Annotated in this window: 7 protein-coding genes and 1 pseudogene; 1 reads left to right on the top strand and 7 read right to left on the bottom strand. The window is 39.5% G+C overall.

Going from position 1 to position 11,882, the window contains the following annotated elements:
• Positions 1-853 precede the first annotated feature (853 nt).
• Positions 854-976 (bottom strand): TetR/AcrR family transcriptional regulator, encoded by a 123-nt coding sequence (locus V7164_RS10375; RefSeq protein WP_335354041.1) that lies wholly within the window; start codon positions 974-976, stop codon positions 854-856.
• Between the two features lie 165 nt (positions 977-1,141).
• Positions 1,142-2,116, bottom strand: a complete 975-nt coding sequence (locus V7164_RS10370) for an aromatic ring-hydroxylating dioxygenase subunit alpha (protein WP_335354040.1) — start codon at positions 2,114-2,116, stop codon at positions 1,142-1,144.
• 490 nt (positions 2,117-2,606) lie between these two features.
• On the opposite strand from V7164_RS10370, the gene V7164_RS10365 reads away from it, so the two are divergent.
• Positions 2,607-3,950 carry a uracil-xanthine permease family protein gene (locus V7164_RS10365; RefSeq protein WP_335346451.1) on the top strand — a complete coding sequence of 448 codons (1,344 nt, stop codon included), beginning with the start codon at positions 2,607-2,609 and terminating at the stop codon, positions 3,948-3,950.
• A 110-nt stretch (positions 3,951-4,060) separates the two neighbouring features.
• Here V7164_RS10365 and V7164_RS10360 read toward each other — a convergent pair.
• The 5 genes and pseudogenes from V7164_RS10360 to V7164_RS25685 form a co-directional block, all read right to left on the bottom strand.
• Positions 4,061-4,968 (bottom strand): annotated as a pseudogene (locus tag V7164_RS10360) (transposase); the annotation flags it as partial.
• Between the two features lie 71 nt (positions 4,969-5,039).
• Positions 5,040-6,611, bottom strand: a complete 1,572-nt coding sequence (locus V7164_RS10355; RefSeq protein ID WP_335354039.1) for a SagB family peptide dehydrogenase — start codon at positions 6,609-6,611, stop codon at positions 5,040-5,042.
• A gap of 23 nt (positions 6,612-6,634) precedes the next feature.
• A complete protein-coding gene (locus V7164_RS10350; protein ID WP_335354038.1) occupies positions 6,635-8,575 on the bottom strand; it encodes a TOMM precursor leader peptide-binding protein in 1,941 nt (646 codons plus the stop codon).
• On the bottom strand, positions 8,575-10,536 hold the full coding sequence (locus V7164_RS10345; protein WP_335354037.1) for a putative thiazole-containing bacteriocin maturation protein: 1,962 nt from the start codon (positions 10,534-10,536) through the stop codon (positions 8,575-8,577). Before V7164_RS10345 ends, V7164_RS10350 begins: the two co-directional genes overlap by 1 nt.
• 348 nt (positions 10,537-10,884) lie before the next feature.
• On the bottom strand, positions 10,885-11,160 hold the full coding sequence (locus tag V7164_RS25685) for a heterocycloanthracin/sonorensin family bacteriocin (protein ID WP_438824040.1): 276 nt from the start codon (positions 11,158-11,160) through the stop codon (positions 10,885-10,887).
• Between the last annotated feature and the right edge of the window lie 722 nt (positions 11,161-11,882).

Below are 11,882 nucleotides of genomic sequence, written 5' to 3'. Positions count from 1 at the left end.
GGTATAGATTGTACCAGATTTTTTATCCAAATGAATAAAAGAATCCATTTTGAAAAATCATTTGATTAAAATGGATTCTTACCCAGCAGATTTAAGTTTAGTTTTAATAAAATAGTTTGACCATTTTCTACCTGTATTACTTAACAATCTCACCCTTTCATATTATAAGGTCAGCCAGAAAATATTTCTGGTTGACCATTTTTTATATGGATATATGATAACAGTAGCCGGGGTAGAACGTACGCGCCATTGGGACATCATCATTAAGAAACTTGGTACGAGCGTTCCCGGGGCGAATAGATCCCGGAGGAATCAGCATTGGTTGGCAGTCGCCGGTTCGATGCCGGCAACTGCCAATAGAAAAGCTCCATAGGTTCCAGCTTCCTGCAGCTTAACGAGATGGAGCTTACCGGTTTTCTTGCGCAGCCAACTTTTGAGGGTTCGATGCCCCCAAAAGCCTCATTTCTTTCTGAGTAAAAAAATAGGGATTACCCATCCTACATTGCTATCAATTCTTCCAATTCTATTAGAATGGCTTCCATCCATTCTTCCGCCTCTTAAGAGGATTCAATATACTCTATTAATCGGTCATACGGATTTTTCTCCTTTTCATCTAGGAACCATATTGGCGTGCCAAATTGACTGTCTACACCAACGAGACAATTTAGTCCGTAAATGCATCGATATTTTTGCTCGTTATTTATTATTTTGCATTCTTAAAATAATCTTTTTGCAAAATATATCAATCACTTAGGTCCTGACCCATAAGCAGCTGATTGCGCTCTTTCTCTAACTTCTCTTGGAGCCATTTAAATACCAAGATTAACAATTCACTCTTTGAGGAAAAGTAATTCTAAAAAGTCCCTCTGGAAATTCCCCTGCAACCTAAAATATCTTGAATGGACGTCGCTTGAAAACCTTTTTCGATAAATAAATAATGAGCAGTATCGATGACATGCTGTTTTTGTTTGTTCATTTTTAATCACCGATTTTAGACTATATGTATAATTACTCATTCTTTCCCAATTTATTAATGAAGACAATTATGATAAAAATCATAATTCCTTTTACGTTCATATTAAGAAACGACAAAAAATAAAACCCATCACTATCTGAAATGATGAGTTTCGCCATTTTTCTATTAAGCTGTACCTAATACAACACCAAACTCTTTCAAATACTGTCTGTAAGCAATACTCATTCGATCACAGATAAGGGAAAGTTCAACTTGAAGATCAAGCGGAAGTTCCTCCGGTTTTTGGTTTTCTACTACCGGTTTATCTTGAGCGAAAATTTCATTTTGAAACTTGACTATTTCTTCATCGGTTAAACCAGTTTCGTAATCAAAGGAAAGGATTCCATAAGCTACGGATTCATTTTCATTAACTGGTCTGACAGTTAGAACAATTGTCATTTCTGTGTTATTTTCATGGTCTCTTTTTGTAAATTTGACCGTTAAAGGGCGCATAATTTCATACGTGTAGTATACGTATTTTGGTTTTCCAGATCCATCCGGATCAGGCTGATAGATGGGAATCTCATCGGTATAGATTCTGCCATTTTCTTTATGAACAAAGTAATTTTGAATCACACGATGGCTTGCTGCGCCAAGATATCCCTCATGAAGGACAGCTAAATGTCCTACATCGAGAAAGTTTTCGATGATTCGCGGCGGCTTAGCCTGAACCTCCTGCGGTCCCCAAATCACATTACGGAAAGCAGTGCCTTCCATTTCTTCATATCGAAAAAACTCCGGGTTATTATTCGCTAAATTCACCCAAACAAATCCGTATTTTTCCATACAGGCATATGACTCAGCTTTTGCTTTTTTTGGGATTGCTCTTCCTTCAGGCAGTTGAGGAATGCTCACACATTCACCGTCGTGGTTATATTCCCAGCCATGATAAGGACATACAATACAATCATTTTTCACCTCGCCAAGCGACAAAGCCGCCCCCCTATGGATACATAAATCTCTAAAAGCATGGACCCCTTCACTATTTCTAAAAATGGCTAAGCGTTCTCCCATCAGAATAATCTGAATTGGCTTTTCCTTTACATCTTCAGAACGGCATGTCACAATCCAGTCCTCCAGCAAAACTTTATCTTGAATCATCTTATCTCCCCCTCATATGTAATTATTACAATGGTTTTCGTTCAGTTCGTAATTGATATGCCTATCCTTTTAAAAATTGCAGTTACAATTTTACCTAAAGAAGATTTTTACAGTACTCCAGATTGGGCGAACAATATTTTATCTTATTGGATCACAGTTGGAGCAATGGCTAGAGTTAGCCTAAATTTAATTATTCCAAATAAAAAGAGAAAATACGCGATCGATACAATCCAGTTAAGAAAATTACTAATACGTAATAGTTTGAAATAATTAAATAGATTGGGATTTTTTGAGAGATTAATAATTCAACAAATTTGATCTCTCTTTTTTCAGTTCTTAATTATTATTATTAAGAGAATATGGCAAGTATTCAGTAAAAATCACAAACATCAATTTTTATTTTAAATATTCTAAATTTTTAAATTAATAGCGTATTTATTTTAAACAAGCTGAATAGCTTAATAACACAATATTTTAAGGGGGACACCGAATGGACAAAAAACCAGAAAATGGGATTATTATCGGTGTAGATGATAGGATTGGCTATGGCAAAGCCTTTGTCCTTGGTTTACAGCATGTTCTGGCAATGGATTTGTATATTGCTCCTATCATTATCGCTGGCCTTCTTGCCTTAAGTACAGAAAATACCTCTTTCTTCATTCAAATGTGTTTTCTTGGAACAGGCATTGCCACATTAATTCAGACTGGTGCAGGAATTAAGCTGCCAGTTGTACAGGGGCCTTCATATGTGCCTATTGGAGCCATTGCCGCAATCGGCGGGAAACTAGGGCTTGGTGCCATCGCAGGAAGTTTAATTCCTGGGGCAATCATTATTGCAGTAATCGGATATCCATTAAAATGGTTTGCAAAAGCTGTTAGAAAGTTTATTCCGCCTCTTGTTGGCGGGACAGTTATCATTATTGTAGGAATTGCCTTAATGCCTATTGGCCTTAATAACATTTATCATTCACCAGGGAACATCGGGGAAAACATTCTTGTCGCGGCAGTTTCCGCGGGAGTTTTAATTTCTTGCATGCTTCTTGGCCCCAGGTTAAAAGGGATCGGAACATTTTTTCGTTTAGTTTCTGTCATCATAGCCATTGCTGTCGGAACGATGACTGCAAGTTTATTTGGCAGTGTTGATTTTTCACCTGTTAGGGATGCAAGCTGGTTCTCGTTTCCATCCCTCCTTCCATTTGGAAGTCCTGTATTTGATGTAAGCGCCATCATAACGATGGTATTCGTCTATTTAATCATTTTAATTGAAACAACTGGAACATGGTTTGTCGTTTCGACGGTTACGGGGAAAGAGCTTGATGAAAAGCGATTAAATAGGGCTTCTTTTGGTGAGGGTCTTGGCTGCTTTGTTGGTGCATTAGTTGGTAGTACACCAATGACTGGCTACTCATCTAATGCCGGGCTTTTGGCAATCACTGGTGTTGCGAGCAGATTAGTAATCATGGCTAGTGGAGTGATTTTAATTTGCCTAGGTCTCGTACCAAAGCTTTCTACAGCAATTACTTGCATACCGGAGCCTGTCATAAACGGGGTTTTTGGAATTGTTTGTGTTGCGATTGTTGCAAATGGCATAAAGGTGATTCAGCCAATTATAATTGATGACCGCAATATGATCATCATCGGAATGCCTATCTTATTAACAATAGCCGTTTCAATCCTGCCTAAAGAGGTTCTATATAGTACTCCTGATTGGGCAAATTATATTTTATCCTCTGGGATTACAGTAGGGGCCTTAGCTACTGTTATTTTAAATTTGGTCATCCCTACAAGAAAAGAAAAACCGAAAGAAGAACCTGTTGCGGTAGACTCTGTTTAGGAATTAAATTTGATGAGGCTGGGACAAAACTAGCTTCTATATTTGAAATAAGTGAAATCGCAATGCAGATTTCACTTTTCTCATTTCATTTCACAATATGGGGCAAGATCTTACACTTTTGCCCCATATTTTCTTAAATTGACGGCCATTAATCCGAGACCCATTTCGTTTTCAACCTTTGACTTTCCTCGAACAGAAAATCGAGTGAAACCTAAATTAGCCTTCAAGAACCCAAAAACTGGTTCTACATCGATTTTATGTTGAAGGTAAATTGAACCTGTTTTTTCTTCTGAAGGCTTGTTTCGTACATATTCTTTTTTTGCTCCCATTTCTCGTTTACTATGAGCTTACGGTTTGTACCTTCTTGCACTTTTGTACAAAACTTTCGCAATGGGCAACCTGTACAGTCTTCACATGCATAGATTTTAAATTGGCGCTGAAATCCTGTTTTATCTGTACGTACTGAATTGTATTGAAATGTATTGAAATGTAAGTTGCTTCTCATTCTGACACGTGTACGTATCACTTGTTCCATTATAAGCCCAGTTACTTGTTTTAAACGTTTTGAAATTTTCTTTTCTGCTCGTTTAAGTAGTGATTGAATGTAATCAATGGCGTTCTTTTACGCTTCGAAAGAATATCTTCATTATTCTGTTCACTGCCGTAACCGGCATCCGCCACGATATGTTCCGGTAATTCAAAGTACTGTTCTTCGATTTGGTCAAGAAATGATGTCAATGTTTTCGTATCCGTTGGGTTAGCGAAAACACCGTACCGCTAATGTGTATTGTCCTTCTGTTGCGATTTGTACATTAAAGCCAGGTTTTAGTTGTCCATTTTGCATGTAATCGTCTTTCATTCGCATAAATGTTGCATCTTTGTCTGTTTTCGAATAACTGTTACGTGTGCCGAAAACCTCAAAATCCTTTTCGTACTTCTGTTTGCGTGTGATCCAGTCATACACTTGCTTCACAATTTGTTTCGGCGTTTTTCGTTCACTACGTAATGAAAGCCGTTGAAATTTTACTCGTCGTAAAATTTCAACGGCTTTTTAGATGTCAGAGGTGGGTTTTGTCCCAGCCTCCACTTCTAGCTATTCAAACTTCCTTTTAACCAGACGCGGGGAAGGTATGGACCGACAGGGATTTGTATAAGGCTTGTTTTTTCTTTCGAATTGACTCCGTAAAGTTCATCACTTTGGTTCGAGTCGAATCCTAATAGTGGGTGTCCCCCCATCTCTAGGGCACATGCTGTCAAGAGTAGCCTTTGCAGAAGTATACCTGCTTCCATCTGTTGAATTCTGTATCCTCTATAGCCCAGTTCCTTTTTGAGGTGGTCCTTCTCTCCAACTACATGCAGACAGAGCGGTACCTGAAACAGATTTACAATTGGCGTTGTTAAACAATTTTGCATATACTCCCGGAAATCCCCCTTAGATATTCTCCGAAGTGCATGAGCACTTATATCATAGGCATAAGCACCATCTTGAACACCTTCCACGTTATAAAAAGTGCCATACAAATTTAAACCAGTCTCAAGATTCCCCTGTGTGTTGTTAAGGTCTTTTTGATATGAAAATGAAAAAGTCTCTTTTAACAAAGTAGATACTTTTGTTTGACTGACTTTCCCTATCATAAAATCAATATCAGGAGAGTGCCGCTCTCTGCAAACAGATGCGAGATCGTATGAAATTGCCTCCGTAAATGGCAGCATGATTAACTCTGAACCTAATGCAGTGTTAAGAGGATTATCTTTTTTTATGTTCACAAATGAATGTGTTGTCTCCAACATTGAGGCTTCATTGATCTCTTTCAGTAATGGGTAATCAATAACTCTCTTTGAACGGTTATATGTTACATGCTTGAGCAATGGAACTTCTCTGGACAATTCCTTTGCAGAAATATTTTTTTCTAGATTAAATTGATCCACATTATAAATAGATAATGGAATCACAGCATATACACTTTCATCCTGTTCAGATAGCCCAAGCAAATGATTGATAGGACGATCCAAAAATTGGTAACATACCTGTGTTGAGAACCCCGTCCTACCCGCCACTTCCAACGATTGCCCAATTAGCACGCCTGCATCTAACCCTTGTAACCTGTATGAGAAATTATTGTATTTATAAAAGTTTTTCCAAAAAACCGTCGATACAAAAACAGTACCAAAACAGTCTGAAAGATTATAACGATTTCCAAGACTTCTGGATAGGTAGGAATCATAGTTGCCTTCTCGCAACAATAAAAGGCGATGGTGTGCAACATCGTAATGGTAAACTCCCTCTGGTACATCCTCCAACTTTAAGTACACATATAATTCATTTGGATACAACGCTCCGCCAGAGGGAACAAATCTGCGAAACAACTGGGCGTAGCTTACATCAGCTTTTTCCCCTATGCCCTCAATGAAAGCAGTTTGAGAGTATCGAGTAAGACCATATACATACCATAAATAATGACCAAACTCCTCCAGGCTGGGTATTGAATTAGCTTCTCTCCCTTTGAGAGTTAACGGTATATCTGCGGTAAGTGGAATCTCTGGTAAGCCACGGTACAGTTTATAGGGAAGTGGTGCGTCTTCCCAATCCGGTTGCCAATCTGGCGAAAGAAGTTTATCAGTGTCAAAATGCAAATTGTATAGGAATGTATCTAGATCCAACTGAAACCCTCCTACTCTTGCAGTTATGGAAAAGGGTGGGGATATGGATTCAACTGTTCATATGTTAACGGATGGTTTTTAAACCCGAGTTTTACAGGTACGTTTAGTACACGTTCAAGACCTTTTATACGTGTAAGGTGATGTCCAAATGTCATTGGCAGCATTCCAGGAATTATTACCTTTACACAAACTAAACCGTTCCTTTTGGTTATAGGAGATGTTTGGTCAACCACAATGACTTCCAAGTCTAATCTTCGGAACCTATTTAGAATATCCTCAACATCATCCTTCAAATCAGCATTCACCGGCGGGCATTTAAATTCCTCATCAAATGTACGTAAAGGGCGATTCTCATCCAATAAAAAGCTTAAGTTCTCCTCCGCTTCTCTTAGTCCGTATAGCATGCCATGGTCCTCCATGGTACGCACAGCAAACGGATCCTGTAACATCGCTTCATATTTCTGTCGATTATTCTCCAATATTTCGTCATGCCTAAACATCATTCCTGCAAGCTCGTAAATCGCACTTTTTACTGCCTTTACAGGATCAGGATTAGCTGCGCCTGCACAAATAAGATTTGTACCCTTGGATCTTCTGTTTTTTGCCACTGCCCAAACGCTCGGAATTTCATGTTCCATCGTCGAATTGTAAAAATGCAGGTCATAACCAGCCACCTCATTTATGCGGCTAACCATCAACTGCAATTCTTTATCGTTCGCAGAACTAAGGTCAAGACGTGGAAGGGGGAGTTGTGCATACCAGGTTAATAAGAATGAGTCTCGCTCGACGATCTCCATAATAGCATGGAAAATGGCCTCCTCTATAGTCCCTCCTAAAGCACAACCGTTGGAAGTCTCATAAACAAATCCCTCTCCATATCCCAAACTGTAATAGGCCAGTAACTCCGGAACAAGAATAGGGCGTTCTTGTAAAAATGAATATCCCCAGACCCAATTCATTGGTTTATCAGGATGAAATGGTTCAAATGGAAAATGTGGCTTTGAATACTGCTCCTTCTCATGCAAACCTACCTTTGCAGGATTTAGTGCTTTATCCGCCAAATTTTGATAACTATCACGAACTACCTTCCTTTTCCCGCGAGGTTCGATTCCGCAATATCTCTCCAAACCCTCTAAAATGGCAGTTAGCTCACTCATTTCATAGGAATTAGACCTACCTGCTACTCCCTCGTCCCCATCAAACAACGGCATGTTCACTAAAACATCAGCGAACGGCAGCCTGGAATCCTGCATTTTCCCATTCATGATCCCAGTACGATAATCCAGATAATTTTGGACTAGCACGTTTTTTAATTCATCTATCGAACGGCATCGGTAACCAGAAGGCTCCAATTTAGGACTAGCTTCTAACCTGATTTTCGCTAATTCAGCTGTGTCTTTAGGTAATGGACTGCACATTGGGCACAACGGATCTGGCAAGAAAAAATGGCTGGAGATCGTTAACGTTTTCAGATTTGTTATTATTACCCGTTCTCCTAAGAAGCTTTGTTCTCCTTGAATTATCTTCATCACTTCGTTGCTAATCAAGATCGCCATTTGCGATAGTCCGGTTCGTGATGCCCATGCATCACGAAGTAAACCTTCTCCTGTTGCCATTTTCACCCGAAGTCCCAACATCTCTTTGCGATCAGGTCCAGCTAACAATAGTCGTATGTCAGCACAATGAGAACACCCCGGTACATCAGGGCGTACAAATGGACCAATAATTCCCTCACCAAACGAAACGAAACCCCGAAGCCACGGAATACCTAAGGCCCTTAACCTCTCTTCCGCTTTTTGATGAACGGATGGTTTCCAGGTATCGTGCAGCACAAGAACTAATTCTGTATTTTCGGGAACCTCTTCAAGAATGCTTTGGCGCCTAACAAGATAGTTTGGGGACAATTGCTCATAGACATATTCCGCTAATAAACCCTCACCATCTATAAGTATATAAGCAGCCATTAGTATCCCCCCTCTTGAACCTGAACACCAAACACCCCTGCCAGCTCTTGTTTTAAAAACGGCTCAAAGGCTAAGTCATAGATTACTAGCCGCATGCGGTTCCGGTTTAATACCTGAATAGAAGATTGTAATAGCTCCTGAGACGTCATTTCATCACAAGATGGGATATCCAGTTTGCTTTCGTTTTCTCCCAGAAAAACTGTTGACTCCATCTCTTGCTTTACTGTGGAATTCACTTGGTTTTGAGCATCCAAAAGCGATTGTTCCAATGCATTTCGTAATGCCAATGTTGTATTTAAACCTGCGCTTTTGTGCCAACGGCCATTCGACCTTACCCATACCACTGGGAAACCTAGTACATCCTCTTTTAAACCAATTGTTGGAGCACCATTTAAGGTGGTCAGGGCATTATAATAAAATCTGCATCGCTTATCTTCTAGGGCTCCCAACTTCATACGATAAACCGCACTCTGCTGATCGAACTTTCTTTTTTTCAATTCTTCATCTAAATATACTTGAAGGCCTCTACAAACAGACTCTGCGATTGTTTCTCCAGCACCGATGCCTATAAATTCCTCAGGTATGTTCGCACCCACCTTATTTTTCTTATGATTGTATCCCAGATCGTGGAAATTCATCATTTGTGAAACATACATTTCAATGCCCGTAAGCCCAGCCTCTTTTTTTGCTTCCTCATGTGATAGTCCAGCACAGACAACTTCAGGAAGCAGCTCTGCCGGTCCCTCTGAAAAGGGGTTAACTGCTTGAACATAGCACTGTGCAAGTGGAAGTTGGGGTAAATTTCGTTCCTCCCAGGTATGGAAAATTCCTATTTCTTCTGACGTTAGTCTACTGAAATACTCTAAGAGGTCACTCGATGGTTCATTTCTGTCCGTTTCTTGTTTGAGGCGTAAATCAAAATCCTCCACCAGTCTTAGAGTATCACGTTTAGACGTACCCAATGGATGTGGGATGAAGTACAGCCAGTCTCCTTCGAGGGTCTCAAGATCAAGCATATAAATTTGATGACTCTCATTAGAATCTGCAATCCCTGTAGCCCTTTTGAAAAATTCAAATACAGAAACATTTGCCAGAATCGATCCCGCTGTTGAAGAGAAGGATTGAGGCTGAAGATCTTTTTTTAAGGCTGAGTGATGGATTCTGCGCCATGCAGACTCCCAACATCCATCTGTATCTGGTTGATCAAATGGGCCGGATAGCCCCACCTGATCTAAATAGATGGATGGCATAAATGCCTTCTTTTCTTCTTTGCAAACCAGATTAAGGTCCCTTAGCTCATTTATATTGCCATCCTGCGAGACGTATAGAATCCAATCATAAGGCTGAATTGCTTCTCTCCAGAAACTGCTCCCCGCGTCTTTATGAAAGGGTACTTCCTTTATCTCGACTTCGGAATCAGTCTTACGTGCATTTTGCACCAGTTCATGTAGCCTCTGCCAATTAGTTGGAATGGAATCTGTGACCATGACATTTAATTTGGGCAGACCTGATTCGATTAACGCGGAAACCAATGAAACCATAAAGGGGCCAGAGCCAACAGCCAGAACTTTCGCCTGACGGTATTCTTGAAAATGGTACGCACCAGATTCCATAAAATTCTCTATAAATTCGATTTGTGAAGCATACTTTTCAAGAATGTTTCGATTCAATTGATGGGGATCCTCTTTGCTTAGATCCCGAACAAAACCATTGTTGTGCAACGTTTCTCCAATTTCGTACACCCTTTCCCGATAAGGGGCAGTTAATCCATTTGTTAATTCTCCCATTGTATGTTCTCCATTGAACATTGGAAGTAATTTTTCAATCCATTGAAAGATTGTATTGCCTTCCATACGGAATGAACTTAAGTTGTTTCTAAAATACACACCACCATTTGGATCTGGAATAAAGAAAGTATCCCTTTTGGCCTTCAGACGTGAGGACGAGTCCAGTTTTTTCATTCAGCTCCTCCTTATTCATAATCGTACTAATTATTCACTATCAGTTTATGTACGATTTTTTGTCCAATATGATAAAAAGAAAAGCGGAAGCGCCCTGTTCAACGGCGTATGGCCTGGAGCGCTCAAATTAGATAAAGGAAACACGAAGGAGCCGGAGGCGCATTCGTGCTTGACTTATCGTAGCGAGAAGAGCGAAGGGCGCTAGAGTTGGACAATTCTCAAAGTTATATACTTTCTTTAAATTTAAGAAGTGCCCCAGCAAATTACGCAGGGGCATTTTTGATTCACAATATTAATTTTTTCTTTAGGAAATTACCAGGCGCCAAACAGCTCAAACTGCCAAAACAATTAAATAAAACCGAAACAGCTAAACCCGAGACCAAAGCCGAAACAACTGAAACCGAAGCAGCCACCACAGCCTCCACAGCCTCCACAGCCAAAGCAGCCAAAACCACCACAACGAAATCCTCCACAACGGAATCCTCCACAGCCACCGCAACGGAATCCACAGCCTCCACAACGCCTGCTCATCATGTGCAGGTCCTGACTCTGAATGTCCATAGGAACTAACTGACCAACTTGATAAGGGTCGATTCCCAACCCTTGCAGCTCATTTTGAAACATTTTGTTTTTTCCCTCCCCATTGTCTTTAATTATTTGGGCTAAACTTGTATAGAGAGTTGAAAAGTCAATGCCAGTTCTGTGTAAACGAAATCATTCGATACGATGTGTACTCTCTTCAACAAAATATGCTTTTTTTAGGTCTCTGTTACTAAACAAAGAGCCTATTTTGCGTTGAAGCATTTTAATATGTTGCTAAAATAATATTTATGGTTGATGCCTATATTCAGTCCGCATATTTTTTTGCCTTATATTTAGTTGGTCCTTAAATCTACTTCCTAGCCTTAAATATTCAGTACAAAAAAAGTCTCTCCACTTTACGAGCAGAGAGAATTTTTTACACACAACCTCATCATTATTTTCTTAAAACTAGAAGTGAAAGCACTCAACATGTGACGAGTTGATAGTGCATACAGGTTTATCAGTATATTGGAGTAGCACTTGCCTAGATTTAAAATATCAAAAATGGAACAACATTTACGTACTATGAGAAAGTAGTTCTCCTAATATAATCTCATATCATTTTACATGTACCTATTCGTCCGTATATTCCATTTTTTTACATCTTAATAGCCCATTTTGCTTTATTCGAATCGCTTTGTTTTAATTAGTTTGTTATCAAATTTACTAACTGACTTTTTATGTACTCAGTGAATAGAGACAATCCATTCATGAACAAATTGTTGCAATGATTTATATAGTAATTTTAAATCTTTTGGTTGGAT

The sequence above is a fragment of the Bacillus sp. JJ1474 genome, from assembly GCF_036965225.1.
Taxonomy (GTDB): Bacteria; Bacillota; Bacilli; order Bacillales; family Cytobacillaceae; genus Cytobacillus.
The sequence above is the reverse complement of the archived record's forward strand: the minus strand, read 5'-3'. Positions and strand labels throughout refer to the sequence as shown.